This is a genomic window from Streptomyces sp. NPDC014656 (genome assembly GCF_043084305.1).
GTDB lineage: Bacteria > Actinomycetota > Actinomycetes > Streptomycetales > Streptomycetaceae > Streptomyces.
Genome location: NZ_JBIBZN010000004.1, coordinates 266436 through 281495, shown reverse-complemented (window position 1 = coordinate 281495; position 15060 = coordinate 266436). Strand labels below are relative to the sequence as shown.

The following is a 15060-nucleotide window of genomic DNA, read 5'->3' as shown; positions in this document are numbered from 1 at the left end:
CGTAGAGGTGAAGAAGAGATGCCGCTGACCCCCGAGGACGTGCGGAACAAGCAGTTCACGACCGTCCGCCTCCGAGAAGGCTATGACGAGGACGAGGTCGATGCCTTCCTCGACGAGGTCGAGGCCGAGCTGACCCGCCTGCTCCGCGAGAACGAGGACCTGCGCGCCAAGCTGGCCGCGGCGACCCGCGCGGCCGCGCAGAACCAGCAGCAGGCCATGCGCAAGCCCCCGGAGCCGCAGGACAACCGTCCCGTCGGTCCCGGCGCCCCCGTGCCCGCCGCCATATCCGGTCCGCCGGTCCAGCAGCAGCAGCAGATGGGCCCGCCGCAGCTGCCTTCCGGCGCTCCTCAGCTTCCCGCCGGCCCCATGCAGGGCGGACCCATGGGTCCGGGCCCGATGCAGGGCGGTCCGATGGGTCCCGGCCCGATGCAGGGCGGCCCCATGGGCCACCCGCAGCAGCAGCAGATGCAGCCGCAGCCGCCCCAGCAGCCCGGTGGCGACAGCGCGGCCCGTGTCCTCTCGCTGGCCCAGCAGACCGCCGACCAGGCGATCGCCGAGGCGCGTTCCGAGGCCAACAAGATCGTCGGCGAGGCGCGCTCGCGCGCCGAGGGCCTGGAGCGGGACGCCCGCGCCAAGGCGGACGCGCTGGAGCGGGACGCGCAGGAGAAGCACCGCGTCGCGATGGGCTCCCTCGAGTCCGCCCGCGCCACGCTGGAGCGCAAGGTCGAGGACCTGCGCGGCTTCGAGCGCGAGTACCGGACCCGCCTGAAGTCCTACCTGGAGTCCCAGCTGCGTCAGCTGGAGACCCAGGCGGACGACTCGCTGGCTCCGCCGCGGACCCCGGCGACGGCCTCGCTGCCGCCGGCCCCGTCCATGGCGTCCGCCGGTGCGGGTGCGCCGTCCTACGGCGGCAACGGCCCGATGGGCGGCGGTCCGTCCATGGGTGCCGCTCCGTCCTACGGCGGCCAGCAGCAGATGTCGCCGGCGATGACCCAGCCGATGGCTCCGGTCCGCCCGCAGGCGCCGCAGCCGATGCAGCAGGCGCCGGCGCCGATGCGCGGTTTCCTGATCGACGAGGACGACAACTGAGGCGGCGCCTGAGCGTGCGCTGAGCACGTAGCCGTCGGCAGCCGAAGGGCCGGCCCCGTACTCCGGGGACCGGCCCTTCGCCGTGTCCGCGCCCCTCCGCGCTCCGCGCGGGCACACGGGAAGGGCCCCGCACTCCCTCGGAGTGCGGGGCCCTTCCCGTGGGGTCTCAGGCCTTGCGCAGGTGGAAGGTGAGCGCCAGGGGCTCGTCCTCGAAGGCGGGGCCGTAGCCGTCGGACGGCTCGCCCTGGGCGTAGTCCGTCGACAGGACCTCGTCCGCGATCAGGTCCGCGTGGACCGTCAGGGCCTCCGCGGTCTCCTCCGACGTCGTGGCCCAGCGCAGCGCGATGCGGTCGGCGACGTCCAGGCCGCTGTTCTTGCGGGCCTCCTGGATCAGGCGGATCGCGTCACGGGCGAGGCCCGCGCGCCGGAGCTCCGGGGTGATCTCCAGGTCCAGAGCGACCGTCGCGCCGGAGTCGGAGGCGACCGACCAGCCCTCGCGGGGGGTCTCGGTGATGATGATCTCCTCGGGGGTGACGGTGATCGTCTCGCCGTTCACCTCCAGGCTCGCCCCGCCGTCCCGCAGCGCCAGCGCCAGCGCCGCCGCGTCGGCCGCGGCGACGGCCTTCGCCACGTCCTGGACGCCCTTGCCGAAGCGCTTGCCGAGCGCCCGGAAGTTCGCCTTGGCGGTGGTGTCGACCAGGCTGCCGCCGACCTCGGAGAGGGAGGCCAGGGAGGAGACGTTCAGCTCCTCCGTGATCTGGGCCTGGAGCTCCGGGGAGAGCGCCGTGAAGCCGGTCGCCGCCACCAGCGCGCGGGAGAGCGGCTGGCGGGTCTTCACGCCGGACTCGGCGCGCGTCGCGCGGCCGAGCTCGACGAGCCGGCGGACGAGGACCATCTGCTCGGAGAGGGTGCCGTCGACGAGGGCGGCGTCGGCCTCCGGCCAGGTGGCGAGGTGGACCGACTCGGGGGCGTCCGGGGAGACCGGGACGACCAGGTCCTGCCAGACCCGCTCGGTGATGAAGGGGGTCAGCGGGGCCATCAGGCGGGTGACGGTCTCGACGACCTCGTGCAGGGTCCGCAGGGCCGCCTTGTCGCCCTGCCAGAAGCGGCGGCGGGAGCGGCGCACGTACCAGTTGGAGAGGTCGTCGACGAAGGCCGACAGGAGCTTGCCGGTGCGCTGGGTGTCGTACGCCTCCATCGCCTCGGTGGCCTCGGCGACGAGGGTGTTCAGCTCGGAGAGCAGCCACTTGTCGAGGACGGAGCGGTCGGCCGGGGCCGGGTCGGCGGCGGACGGCGCCCAGCCGGACGTACGGGCGTACAGGGCCTGGAAGGCGACCGTGTTCCAGTACGTGAGGAGGGTCTTGCGGACGACCTCCTGGATGGTGCCGTGGCCGACGCGGCGGGCCGCCCAGGGCGAGCCGCCGGCCGCCATGAACCAGCGGACGGCGTCGGCGCCGTGCTGGTCCATGAGCGGGATCGGCTGGAGGATGTTGCCGAGGTGCTTGGACATCTTGCGGCCGTCCTCGGCGAGGATGTGGCCGAGGCAGACCACGTTCTCGTACGAGGACTTGTCGAAGACGAGGGTGCCGACGGCCATCAGCGTGTAGAACCAGCCGCGCGTCTGGTCGATGGCCTCGGAGATGAACTGCGCCGGGTAGCGGCTCTCGAACAGCTCCTTGTTCTGGTACGGGTAGCCGTACTGCGCGAACGGCATGGAGCCCGAGTCGTACCAGGCGTCGATGACCTCGGGGACGCGGACGGCTTCGAGGGAGCAGCCCTCGGCCGGGCACGTGAAGGTCACGTCGTCGATGTACGGGCGGTGCGGGTCGAGGGCCGACTGGTCGGTGCCGGTCAGCTCGGTGAGCTCGGCGCGGGAGCCGACGCAGGTGAGGTGGCCCTCCTCGCAGCGCCAGATCGGCAGCGGGGTGCCCCAGTAGCGGTTGCGGGAGAGCGCCCAGTCGATGTTGTTGTTCAGCCAGTCGCCGAAGCGGCCGTGCTTGACCGAGTCCGGGAACCAGTTGGTGTTCTCGTTCTCCTCGAGCAGGCGGTCCTTGACGGCGGTGGTGCGGATGTACCAGGACGGCTGCGCGTAGTAGAGCAGGGCCGTGTGGCAGCGCCAGCAGTGCGGGTAGCTGTGCTCGTACGGGATGTGCCGGTACAGCAGGCCGCGGGCGTCGAGGTCGGCGGTGAGCGCCTCGTCGGCCTTCTTGAAGAAGACGCCGCCGACCAGCGGCACGGCCTCCTCGAAGGTGCCGTCGGGGCGGACCGGGTTCACGACCGGCAGGCCGTACGCCTTGCAGACCTTGAGGTCGTCCTCGCCGAAGGCGGGGGACTGGTGGACGAGGCCGGTGCCGTCCTCGGTGGTGACGTACTCGGCGTTGACCACGTAGTGGGCCGGGGCGTCGAAGGGGATCAGCTCGAAGGGGCGCCGGTAGGTCCAGCGCTCCATCTCGGCGCCGGTGAAGGACTCGCCGGTGGTGACCCAGCCCTCGCCGAGGGCCTTGTCGAGCAGCGGCTCGGCGACGACCAGGCGCTCGTCGCCGTCGGTGGCGACGACGTAGGTGACCTCGGGGTGGGCGGCGACGGCGGTGTTGGACACCAGGGTCCACGGGGTCGTCGTCCAGACGAGGAGGGCGGCCTTGCCGGCGAGCGGGCCGGAGGTCAGCGGGAAGCGGACGAAGACCGAGGGGTCGACGACGGTCTCGTAGCCCTGGGCCAGCTCGTGGTCGGAGAGGCCGGTGCCGCAGCGGGGGCACCAGGGGGCGACGCGGTGGTCCTGGACGAGCAGGCCCTTGTCGAAGATCTGCTTGAGCGACCACCAGACCGACTCGATGTACGAGGGGTCCATGGTGCGGTAGGCGTCGTCGAGGTCGACCCAGTAGCCCATGCGGGTGGTGAGCTCGGCGAAGGCGTCGGTGTGGCGGGTCACCGACTCGCGGCACTTCGCGTTGAACTCCGCGATGCCGTACTCCTCGATGTCCTTCTTGCCGGAGAAGCCGAGCTCCTTCTCGACGGCGAGCTCGACCGGGAGGCCGTGGCAGTCCCAGCCGGCCTTGCGGGCCACGTGGTAGCCGCGCATGGTGCGGAAGCGCGGGAAGACGTCCTTGAAGACGCGGGCCTCGATGTGGTGGGCGCCGGGCATGCCGTTGGCGGTCGGCGGGCCCTCGTAGAAGACCCACTCGGGGCGTCCCTCGGACTGCTCCAGGGTCTTGGCGAAGACCTTGTTCTCCTGCCAGAAGTCGAGCACGGCGCGCTCGAGCGAGGGCAGGTCGACCTGGGCGGGCACCTGGCGGTACTGGGGCGGTGTCATGCGGTGGACTCTCCTCCGGACGGACGATTCCTGCTTCCGTCGGAGGGACGAGAGCTGCGCTCCCGCGGTACCACCCTCCTTGGCTCCGGGCGTGGTCGTCCGTAGCCCCCTCATTGGGGTCGCGACACCGGTTCTAGTCACCGCGCTTCGTGGTGCGTGTCCACGCGGCTTTCTTCCGGCAGCTCCGGGGTGATGCTTCGCATCGGGCTCGCCCCCGGGCTCTCACCGTCCCCGGATCGCTCATGGCTGCGTACGACGCTACTGGCCCCATCGACGCCTCTCGCTGAGGCCAGTGTACGGGGCGCGGGGGCGCCGGGCCGACCGGATTCCGGGTGACCCGAATGGCCACACGGGCGGCGCGGACTTCGCGGGGCCGTGCGGGGGAGCGGCGGGGCGGATAACCCGGCGGGGAGTTGGGCACCTGTTCCCACGGGTCCGCCCCGGGGGCCGTGGGGCGGGCGAAACGGGCGGCGTGCCCCGTTGCTAGCGGCCTTGGGCCGATTTATCGTCCCAGCACGATGCGCGAGCAAGATCACAAAATGTGAAGGGGCCGCGACATGGTGGCGAAGAAGACCGCCGCGAAGCAGTCCCCGGCCGCCGCCGGGGACCTCGGCTCGGCCGGTTCCCCGGGCGGACCCGGGGCCCCGGAGGGCGCGGCCGGGAAGAAGCCGGCGAAGCGGACGGCGGCCCCGTCCCGCGCGTCCGTGTCCGTGGCGGAGGAGGCGGCCGCCCCGAAGGCCGCGAAGCGCCCCGCGAAGAAGGCGGCGGCGAAGAAGGCGGCCGCGAAGGAACCGGCCGGGAGGAAGCCGGCCGCGCGGAAGACCGCGGAGGAGTCCGCGGGGAAGCCCGTGAAGTCCGTGAAGAAGGCCGTCGGCCGGAAGGCCGCCGCGAAGAAGCAGACAGGAGCCAGGACGGTGGCAGCGAAGAAGAGCGCGGGTGGCGTCACGACCGCCGGGGACGAGGCGGCCGTGCCCCCCGCGCGTACCGGGGAGCTCGCGGTGCGGCCCGGCGAGGACCCGTGGACGCCGGACGAGGTCGCCGAGGCCCGCAGCGAGCTCCAGGCCGAGGTGCTGCGGCTGCGCAGCGAGCTGGCCCACTCCCAGGAGGAGCTGACCGGCCTGATGCGGGACTCGGGCGACGGCGCCGGCCACGACGAGGCCGACACCGGCACCAAGAACATCACCCGCGAGCACGAGCTGGCCCTGGCGGCCAACGCGCGGGAGATGCTGGAGCAGACCGAGCACGCCCTGGAGCGGCTCGACGCGGGCACGTACGGCCTCTGCGAGGTCTGCGGCAAGCCCATCGGCAAGGCCAGGATGCAGGCCTTCCCGCGCGCCACCCTCTGCGTGGAGGACAAGCAGAAGCAGGAGCGGCGCGGCTAGCCGCCGCCCGCCGGCCCGTGCCGCCCGTCCCGACGTGCGCGGACCGGTGGCACGGGCTGCCGGTCCCGTACGCCTGTGCCGTACTCTCGGTGCACGGTCAGGCATCGAGGTACGAGGGACTCACTCACGTGGCAGAGGCGGAGAGCGTCATCGGTACGCCGGATTCAGCAGGGGCCGAGGACTCGGCCGCCCCCGAGGAGCGCTCCGAGGAGCGGCCCCGGGGCAAGCGGCGGATCGTCGCGCTCTTCGTGGTGGCCGTGCTCGCCTATCTGATCGACCTCGGCAGCAAGATCGTCGTGGTGGAGAAGCTGGAGGGCCGCGAGCCGATCAAGGTGATCGGCGACCTGCTCCGCTTCGAGGCGATCCGCAACCCGGGCGCGGCCTTCGGCATGGGCGAGGCGTTCACGATCGTCTTCACCTGCATCGCCGCGGCCGTCATCGTGGTGATCGTCCGGCTGGCCCGCAAGCTCTACAGCCTGCCCTGGGCGATCGCGCTGGGCCTGCTGCTCGGCGGCGCGCTCGGCAATCTCACCGACCGGCTGTTCCGCTCGCCGGGCGTCTTCGAGGGCGCGGTCGTGGACTTCATCGCCCCGGCCCACTTCGCCGTCTTCAACCTCGCCGACTCGGCGATCGTCTGCGGCGGCATCCTGATCGTCATCCTGTCCTTCCGGGGCCTGGACCCCGACGGCACGGTCCACAAGGACTGAGCCGGGCCCGCGCGCAGAACGAGCAGGCGTGCGCACAAGGCATACTCGACGGGTGAGCACGAGTCCCGAGATCCGCACCCTGCCCGTTCCCGATGGCCTGGAGGGCGAGCGCGTCGACGCCGCCATCGCCCGTATGTTCGGGTTTTCCCGTACCAAGGCGGCCGAGCTCGCCGCCGCGGGGAAGGTCCAGGTCGACGGCTCCGTCGTCGGCAAGTCCGAGCGGGTCAGCGGCGGCGCGTGGCTGGAGGTCGAGATGCCCGGCGCCCCCGCCCCGGTGCAGATCGTCGCCGAGCCCGTCGAGGGCATGGAGATCGTCCACGACGACGACGACATCGTGGTGATCACCAAGCCGGTCGGCGTCGCCGCCCACCCCAGCCCCGGCTGGACCGGCACCACCGTGATCGGCGGCCTCGCCGCCGCCGGCTACCGGATCTCCACCTCGGGCGCCGCCGAGCGCCAGGGCATCGTGCACCGCCTCGACGTCGGCACCTCCGGCCTGATGGTGGTCGCCAAGTCGGAGTACGCGTACACCTCGCTCAAGCGCCAGTTCAAGGAGCGCACGGTCGAGAAGCGCTACCACGCGCTGGTCCAGGGCCACCCGGACCCGCTGAGCGGCACCATCGACGCGCCCATCGGCCGGCACCCGAACCACGACTACAAGTGGGCCGTGACCGCCGAGGGCAAGCCGTCGGTCACCCACTACGACCTGATCGAGGCCTACCGCGCGGCCTCGCTGCTCGACATCAAGCTGGAGACCGGCCGCACCCACCAGATCCGGGTGCACATGTCGGCCCACCGCCACCCCTGCGTCGGCGACCTCACCTACGGCGCCGACCCGACCATGGCCAAGCGGCTCGGGCTGACCCGCCAGTGGCTGCACGCGGTCCGGCTGGGCTTCGAGCACCCCGGCGACGGCCGGTGGGTCGAGTTCGAGTCCACCTACCCGGACGACCTGCGCACCGCCCTGGACCGCATCGAGGCGGAGAGCCGGTGAGCGGGGCGTACGCGGTCCGCGAGGCCGCGGGCGAGGACGACCTGGAGAAGTGCTTCGCGGTCCGCCGCGCGGTCTTCGTCGAGGAGCAGGGCGTCCCGAGGGAGCTGGAGTACGACGCGTACGACTCCACCGCCGTGCACGTCCTCGCGGTCCGCGAGGACGGGGTGCCGCTGGGCACCGGGCGGCTGCTCCACGGGGCCGACGCGACCGGCAGGACCGGGGCGGACGCCTCCGTCGGCTCGCTCGGCCGGCTCGCCGTCACCGGCGACGCGCGCGGCCTCGGGGTCGGCGCGGCGCTGGTCCGGGCCATCGAGGACGCGGCCCGCGAGCGCGGCCTGGCCGCCGTCGACCTGCACGCCCAGACCCGGGCCCTCGGCTTCTACGAGCGGCTGGGATACGTGGCGTACGGCGGCGAGTTCCCGGACGCGGGCATCCCGCACCGGGCGATGCGGCGCGCGCTCTGAGCGCGACCGCCCCGTACCACAGCGGACATGTGACTCCATCAATGGGGTAATCGCCGCCAAAACGGACGTACGTGACAGGGTGGGGCCGTGGATCAATTGGCCCTCCTGTTCCTGCTGCTCCTCGGCGCCCTGCTGACCGTCCCCCTGGGGGACCGGCTCGGTCTGCCCGCGCCGGTCCTGATGACGCTCCTCGGGATCGTGCTGGCCTTCCTGCCGTTCGTGCCGAACGTCGACATCCCGCCCGAGTTCATCCTGCCGCTGGTGCTGCCGCCGCTGCTCTACGCCTCGGTGCAGCGGACCTCCTGGCGGCAGTTCGCGGCGAACCGGCGGCCGATCTTCCTGCTCGCGGTCGCCCTGGTCTTCGTCACCACGGCCGCGGTCGGCGCGGTGGCGAACGCGCTGGTGCCGGGGATCCCGCTGGCCGCCGCCCTCGCGCTCGGCGCCCTGGTCGCGCCGCCCGACCCGGTCGCGGCGACCGCCGTGGCCGGCTCGCTGGGGCTGCCCCGGCGCCTGGTGTCGATCCTGGAGGGCGAGGGGCTCTTCAACGACGTCACCGCGATCGTGCTCTACCACGTGGCCATCGCCGCCGTGGTGAGCGGCGAGTTCTCCTGGCCCGAGGCGCTGGGCGAGTTCGTCCTGTCCGCGGTGGTGGCCGTCGCGGTCGGCCTCGCCCTCGGCTGGGCCACCAACAAGCTCATGGGCTTCCTCGGCGACGCCACCCTGCAGACCGGGCTCACCCTCCTCGTGCCCTTCGTCTCCTACGTCCTCGCCGAGGAGCTGCACGGCTCCGGCGTCCTCGCGGTCCTCGTCACCGCCCTCTTCCTCGCCGAGTACGCGGCCGACGCCGACGACGTGATGGGACGGCTGGCCGGCCAGACCTTCTGGGAGATCGTCGACACCCTCGTCACCGGCATCGCCTTCGGCCTCATCGGCCTGGAGCTGATCCACGTCCTCGGCGTCGCCGAGGGGCACCTGGGCGAGATGCTCGCCTGGGGCGCGGCGGTCGTCGCCGTGGTCGTCGGGGTCCGGCTGCTGTGGCTGCTGCCGGCCGGCTGGCTGGCGCAGAGGCTGCACGACCGGCGGGACGTCGACGAGGAGATCCCGACGAGCTGGCGGGAGACCGTCGTCATGTGGTGGTCGGGGATGCGCGGGGTGGCCTCGGTCGCGCTGGCCCTCGCCATCCCCCGCACCACCGAGGACGGCTCGCCCTTCCCCGGCCGGGACGAGCTGATCTTCCTCGCCTTCTGCGTGATCCTCGCCACCCTGGTGGTGCAGGGGCTCACCCTGCCCTGGCTGGTGCGCACGCTCGGCGTGCGGGCCGACGCCGACGCCGAGCGCGCCTTCGAGCGGGAGCTGGCGCTGCGGGCCGCGAAGGCCGCCAAGCGGCGGCTGAAGGAGATCGAGGAGGTCGAGGAGCTGCCCGAGGAGGTCGCCGAACGGCTCCAGCGCGGGGCCTTCGACATCGGGGCGCGGATCAGCCCGGACATGGTGGACGAGGAGCGGCGGGCCGCCTTCGCCGAGCGGGTCGAGCGGGTGAAGCGGCTCCAGGCGATCCAGCGGGAGATGATGTCCGCCGCGCGCCACGCGGTGCTCTCGGCGCGCAGCGAGCCGGGCGCCGACCCCGAGGTGGTCGACCGGGTGCTGCGCCACCTCGATGTGCGGTCCATGCGCTGACCTGGGGGTTCCGGCGCGTCCCCGGCGGCGGGTGGCAGGATGGCGGGCATGGACATCATGCTTTTCCACTCGGTGCACGGGAAGCGCCCGGCCGTCGAGGCCGCCGCCGACCGGCTGCGGGCCGCCGGCCACCAGGTGTGGGTGCCGGACCTCTTCGACGGCTGGACCACCGAATCGGTGGAGGAGGGCATGGCGAAGAAGGACGAGATCGGCTCGGACGAGCTGCTGAAGCGCGCGGTGCTGGCCGCCGCCCCCTACTCGGAGCGGGGTCTCGTCTACGCGGGCTTCTCCTTCGGCGCCTCGGTCGCCCAGACCCTGGCGCTCGGCGACGAGAAGGCGCGCGGACTGCTGCTCCTCCACGGCACCTCGGACCTCGCGCCGAACGCCTCGGTGGACGCCCTGCCCGTGCAGCTGCACGTGGCCGAACCCGACCCGTTCGAGACCGACGACTGGCTGTCCGCCTGGTACCTCCAGATGCGGAAGGCCGGGGCGGAGGTGGAGGTCTACCGCTACCGGGGGGCCGGGCACGTGTACACGGACCCGGAGCTGCCGGACTGGGACGCCGAGGCGGCGGAGCGGACCTGGGCGGTCGCCCTCGACTTCCTCGACGGGCTCGGCGAGGAGGACTGAGGACGGGGACGGCCCCCGGGGAGTGCTCCCCGGGGGCCGTCCGCTTCGCGCGGATCAGCGTGCGCGGACGGGCCGTCAGGCGCGGTACGCGGTCCAGTGGTCGTTCATCCGGGTCACCTGGCCCGTGGTGAACTGGTACATGCACGCGTCGTACGTGTAGTCCATGAAGTTGTGGATCGGGTCCACACCGGTCTTGGAGGCGCAGGAGTCGCGGCCGGTCGGGCACTCGTACGCCGGGGACTTCTCGGCCGGGGTGTCGGTGACGTAGTCGCCGTTGCCGTTGCAGCCGCCCTGGAAGGTGTGGTACAGGCCCATCCAGTGGCCGACCTCGTGGGTGGCGGTGTCGCCCTGGTTGTAGTTGGCCGCCGAGCCGCCCGGCAGGGAGGCGTCGAGCAGGACCACGCCGTCCATGGACGGGTTGGAGTTGTACGAGGACGGGAAGGTCGCCCAGCCGAGCAGGCCGCCGCTGAGGTTGGCGGTGTAGATGTTCAGCGCGTTCGCGCCGCCCTGGCGGAGGGACTGCTTCATGGACTTCTCGGCGGTGGAGCCGGAGGCCAGGTTGTACCAGCTGGCGTTGTCCGTGTAGGTGGTGCCGGCCAGCGTGAACTGGAAGCCGGTGTTCACGTTGCCGGTGCCCTGGCCGCCGAAGGCCGCGTTGAGCACGTTCATCTGGTTGTTGATGTCCGTGGCGCTCAGCTTGCCCGTCGTGCCGCTGTGGACGACGTGGAAGTAGACCGGGATGTTCGCCCCGGCGGCGGCGGCCGTGGCGGAGAGCCGGCCGCTCGACTTCAGCTCGGAGAGCTTCTTGCCGAGGTCCGCGTCCATGGCCTTGGCCTGGGCGGCGGAGACCTCGTTCGGCTCGTGGGCGTGGGTGTCGGCGCCCTTCTCCTTGCGGGCTCCGGACAGGGCGGCCGTGTCGTCGGCGCACTCCTCGGCGGAGGCGCCGGCCAGGGTGGGGGACGCCTGGGCGATGACGGGGGCGGAAAGGGGCGTCAGGGCCAGGGTTCCGGCCAGGACGGCGGTGCCGAGCACACGACGTGACGTACGCGGCGATATACGGACAAGAGCACGCACAGGTGACTCCTCGCGGGGGGTGGTGGAGAGGTACTTCCTCGCCACGGCGGGGAGATTACGCGTCCATGTCAGACACCGTTGAGCGGTGATCAGGCCCAATCAATCGGAGGACAATTCGGCTCATCGGGAAGAAATTTTGGCGCGGCTTCCGGAGTTTGAGACATCGACGTAACGAAAGCCGTACCGGTGGCGGGTGGTGTGTCCGGTTTCGAGCCTCCGGATCCACCACCCGCCGTAGCCGTGTGATCTCCCGTTAACAAAGAGGATCATGGCTGAAAATCGACGGTCAGTCGTCGCTCAGATGACCGGCTGGTACACTCGCTCGACGCGCTGCGTTCCGCTGAGCGTCCGGTAGGAGCGGGCCCAGGACGCGCTCGCGGCCGGATCGCGCTTGTCGGAGACCGTGTAGTAGTCCATCTGCGAGCGCTCGGCGGTCACGTCGAGCACGCCGTAGCCGTGGTGGTCCATGTCCACCCACTTCACGTGCCGGTTGGCCGCCTTCACCGCCCCCGCGGCCACCACCGAGAGGGTGCCGGGGGCGACGTTCAGCAGGTCGTCCAGGTTGTCCGAGGTCACAGAGGTGACCACGAACTCGGTGGCCACCGAAGCCGAGAGCGGGTACGTGGCCGCCCTGGCCGGCACGTCGTTGGCCCAGGCCATGTGGATGTCGCCGGTCAGGAAGACGGTGTTCCTGATCGCCCGGGAGCTCAGGTGCGCCAGGAGCTCCTTGCGGTCGTCGGTGTAGCCGTCCCACTGGTCGACGTTGACCGCGATCCCCTCGGCCGGCAGCCCCAGCAGCTCGGCGAGCGGTTCCAGCAGGTACGCGGGCAGCGAGCCGAAGGCGACCGGCGAGATCATCACCGAGGTGCCGACCAGCTGCCAGGCGGCGTCCGAACCGGCCAGGCCGGACTTCAGCCAGTCGAGCTGCGCACGGCCGGTGATCGTGCGGTCCGGGTCGTCGACCGTGCCGGAACCGGTCTTCGCCTGGGCGGAGCGGAACGAGCGCAGGTCCAGGAGGTGCAGATCGGCCAGCCTGCCGAAGCGGATCCGGCGGAAGACCGTGCCCTCGGTGGAGGCGCGGACCGGCATCCACTCGAAGTAGGCCCGCTTGGCGGCGGCGACCCGGGCCGCCCAGTCGCCCTCGGCGCCGGGGGTGTGGTTCTCGGCCCCGCCGGTCCAGGCGTCGTTGGCGAACTCGTGGTCGTCCCAGATCGCCACCACCGGGTGGACCGCGTGCAGCGCCTGGAGGTCGGGGTCCGTCTTGTACCGGCCGTGCCGGGTGCGGTAGTCGGCGAGCGACACGATCTCGTGGCGCGGCTCGTGCGTCCGGACGGTGTCCTTCGCCTCCGGGTAGACGCCGCTCGCGTACTCGTAGATGTAGTCGCCCAGGTGCAGGACCGCGTCGAGGTCGGCGCGGGCGGCCAGGTGGCGGTACGCGGAGAAGTGGCCGGCCTCGTAGTTGGCGCACGACACCACGCCGAAGCGGACGCCCGGCGCGGCGGAGTCGGCGGCCGGGGCGGTGCGGGTGCGGCCGGTGGGCGAGACGGCCCCGCCGACGGTGAAGCGGAAGAAGTACGCGGTGGCCGGGCGCAGTCCGCGGACGTCGGCCTTGACGGTGTGGTCGGCGGCGGCGCCCGCCGTGGCCGAACCGGAGGCGACGACCCGGGCGAAGGAGCGGTCCTCGGCCACCTCCCAGTCGACGCGGACGTCCGCGCCGAGCCCGGAGCCGGGCACGGCCTCGGGGGAGGGGGTGACGCGCGTCCACAGCAGGACGCCGTCGGGCAGCGGGTCGCCCGAGGCGACGCCGTGCAGGAAGGCGGGCGCCGGGGCGTCCGCGAGGGCCGGCGCCGCCGCGCCGAGCAGCGCGGGGGTGGCGACGGCGGTGACGGCGGCGGCCTTGACGACCGTGCGCCGCGTGGGGGCGGGAGGTATGAGGTGACTGGTCACGGCCAGTCAGATTACTGACGGGTACGAAAGGTTGACAGACGGAATCCGGAAAGTTCTCCGGGGATTCGCCCGCCGCTCACGACGATCTCCCGGCGGCGCCCCTCGCCCTCCGCCCCTCGCCCCTCGCCCTCCGCCCTCCGTCCCTCGCTCCCCGGTCCGCGCGGACCGGGGAGGCGGAGGAGAGGAGGGTCAGCCGGCCAGGGCCGGGGTGAGGGCGGCGTTGAACTCCTCGACGGTCAGCGGCGGGTTCTGCGAACCCTCGGCCGTCAGCGTCTTGCCGTCCATCCGCAGCGTCGGCGTACCCGTCACGCCGCTCTCGTCGAAGGTCTTCGACATCTTCATCGCCCAGGCGTCGAAGGTGCCGCCCTCCACGTGCTTCTTGAAGGCCGCGTTGCCCTTCAGTGCCGGAACCGTGTCCGCGACCTCCAGGAGGTAGGAGTCCTTCGCGAACTTGTCCTCGCTCTCCTCCGGGTGCCACTTCGCCGAGTAGAGCGCCGCCTTGTAGTCGAGGAAGGCCTCCGGGCTCACGTCGAGCGCCGCGCCGAGCGCCGACAGGGCGTTCTTCGAGCCCTCGCCCTGGTCCATGTTGTCGATGAAGGTCGCGCCCACGTACTTGAGCTTGTACTTGCCGGCCTCGACGTCCTTCTCGACGGTGGAGCCGACCGACTGCTCGAAGGTCGCGCAGACCGGGCAGCGGGAGTCCTCGTACACCTCCAGGGTCTTCTTCGCGGACTCCTTGCCGACGACGACGGTCGTGCCGTTCGCGCCCTCGGTGTTCTTCGGGGCCGTGACCGTCTTCGCGTCGGCCGCGGTCTCCCACGCGGTCGGCCGGTTGGCCTGGACGACCGCGTAGCCGATGCCGCCGGCGGCGGCGAGCACGGCCACCGCCGAGACGCCGACGACCAGCTGCCGGCGGGCCCGGTCCTTCTTGGCCTGGCGCTCGCGCTCCACGCGCAGACGCTCGCGGGCGGCGGCCTTGCTGGCCTGGTTGTTGCGTGCACTCATGATCGTGAATCTCCGGGGAGTGAAAAGGGGGAAAGTCGGGGGACCGTGCGCTCAGACGAGAGCGAGCGGTCCCCGCGGCGGCCCCCGCCGCCCCACGGAGTGCACGAGGAGGCGCGTCCGGGACGGGCGCGGCCGGGGCGCCGGACGCGCCGGGCCCTTTGCCGCCGGGCGGTCCGCGCCGACCAGGGCCGCGAGCAGCTCCAGCGGCCGGAAGGCCGATGCCGCCGCCGCGCCGAGCAGCCGGGCCAGCGCCCGCTCGCCGCCGCGCAGCCAGCTCGCGGCCGAGAGGCCGACCAGCACGTGGGCACTGAGCAGCAGCCACGGCAGCGCCGGATCGGGGGAGGCGAGCACCGCGGCGGCCCCGCCCTCGGGCGCGGCGACCCCCGGCAGCGGCGTGCCCACGGCCCCGCCGCACAGCACCTCCACCCCGAAGGACCGCAGCGCGCCGGCGACCGGCCCGCCGGAGGGGCCGTAACAGACGGCCTGACCGGAGGTGAAGAGGGTGTCGGCGGCCAGCTCCAGCGGGACGAGCACCCCCGCGATCGGGCCGAAGCCGCGCTCCCGGCCGGCCAGCGCGTACGCCACGGCGAAGACCCCGGCGGCGACCGGCAGGACCGTGGCCAGCGGCAGCGGCGCCCGGGAGAGCAGCACGTGGGAGGCCACGGACAGGGTCACGACCAGTGCCGTGAAGACCGCTGCCCGCAGCGCCCTCAGCCGCGTCCCTGCCATGTCCATTATTGGACGAGTGTGCCACGGCAGGTCGTAAGCACCCCCTAAGAAAGAG

At 72.5% G+C, this 15060-nt stretch carries 12 protein-coding genes; 7 read left to right on the top strand and 5 right to left on the bottom strand.

Annotated elements, in window-relative coordinates; genetic code table 11:
- Positions 1 to 18: 18 nt before the first annotated feature.
- A complete protein-coding gene (locus tag ACF1ED_RS11970) occupies positions 19 to 1089 on the top strand; it encodes a DivIVA domain-containing protein (RefSeq protein ID WP_391759226.1) in 1071 nt (356 codons plus the stop codon).
- A gap of 166 nt (positions 1090 to 1255) precedes the next feature.
- On the opposite strand, the gene ileS is transcribed toward ACF1ED_RS11970, so the two are convergent.
- Positions 1256 to 4399, bottom strand: coding sequence for an isoleucine--tRNA ligase (gene ileS / locus ACF1ED_RS11965; protein ID WP_391759224.1), 3144 nt, complete (start codon positions 4397 to 4399; stop codon positions 1256 to 1258).
- A 557-nt stretch (positions 4400 to 4956) separates the two neighbouring features.
- On the opposite strand from ileS, the gene ACF1ED_RS11960 reads away from it, so the two are divergent.
- The 6 genes from ACF1ED_RS11960 to ACF1ED_RS11935 all read left to right on the top strand — a co-directional run bounded on the left by ACF1ED_RS11960 (position 4957) and on the right by ACF1ED_RS11935 (position 10250).
- Positions 4957 to 5781: a TraR/DksA family transcriptional regulator gene (locus ACF1ED_RS11960; protein WP_391759222.1), complete on the top strand. Its 825-nt coding sequence runs from the start codon at positions 4957 to 4959 to the stop codon at positions 5779 to 5781.
- A 128-nt stretch (positions 5782 to 5909) separates the two neighbouring features.
- A complete protein-coding gene (lspA, locus tag ACF1ED_RS11955) occupies positions 5910 to 6488 on the top strand; it encodes a signal peptidase II (protein WP_391759220.1) in 579 nt (192 codons plus the stop codon).
- Between the two features lie 52 nt (positions 6489 to 6540).
- Entirely contained in the window at positions 6541 to 7482 is a 942-nt protein-coding gene (locus tag ACF1ED_RS11950) for an RluA family pseudouridine synthase (RefSeq protein WP_391759218.1), read from the top strand.
- On the top strand, positions 7479 to 7946 hold the full coding sequence (locus ACF1ED_RS11945) for a GNAT family N-acetyltransferase (RefSeq protein ID WP_391759216.1): 468 nt from the start codon (positions 7479 to 7481) through the stop codon (positions 7944 to 7946). Before ACF1ED_RS11950 ends, ACF1ED_RS11945 begins: the two co-directional genes overlap by 4 nt.
- Before the next feature lie 87 nt (positions 7947 to 8033).
- Positions 8034 to 9620: a Na+/H+ antiporter gene (locus ACF1ED_RS11940; RefSeq protein WP_391759215.1), complete on the top strand. Its 1587-nt coding sequence runs from the start codon at positions 8034 to 8036 to the stop codon at positions 9618 to 9620.
- Between the two features lie 48 nt (positions 9621 to 9668).
- Positions 9669 to 10250 (top strand): dienelactone hydrolase family protein, encoded by a 582-nt coding sequence (locus tag ACF1ED_RS11935; protein ID WP_391759213.1) that lies wholly within the window; start codon positions 9669 to 9671, stop codon positions 10248 to 10250.
- 75 nt (positions 10251 to 10325) lie between these two features.
- Here the strand turns inward: ACF1ED_RS11935 and ACF1ED_RS11930 are convergent, their stop codons facing one another.
- From ACF1ED_RS11930 to ACF1ED_RS11915, 4 genes are all read right to left on the bottom strand, one after another.
- Positions 10326 to 11282 (bottom strand): zinc metalloprotease, encoded by a 957-nt coding sequence (locus ACF1ED_RS11930; RefSeq protein WP_391759211.1) that lies wholly within the window; start codon positions 11280 to 11282, stop codon positions 10326 to 10328.
- A 339-nt stretch (positions 11283 to 11621) separates the two neighbouring features.
- A complete protein-coding gene (locus tag ACF1ED_RS11925; RefSeq protein ID WP_391759209.1) occupies positions 11622 to 13271 on the bottom strand; it encodes an alkaline phosphatase D family protein in 1650 nt (549 codons plus the stop codon).
- A gap of 189 nt (positions 13272 to 13460) precedes the next feature.
- Positions 13461 to 14276 carry a DsbA family protein gene (locus ACF1ED_RS11920; RefSeq protein WP_391759207.1) on the bottom strand — a complete coding sequence of 272 codons (816 nt, stop codon included), beginning with the start codon at positions 14274 to 14276 and terminating at the stop codon, positions 13461 to 13463.
- Between the two features lie 51 nt (positions 14277 to 14327).
- Positions 14328 to 15011, bottom strand: a complete 684-nt coding sequence (locus tag ACF1ED_RS11915; RefSeq protein WP_391759205.1) for a hypothetical protein — start codon at positions 15009 to 15011, stop codon at positions 14328 to 14330.
- Positions 15012 to 15060: the final 49 nt, after the last annotated feature.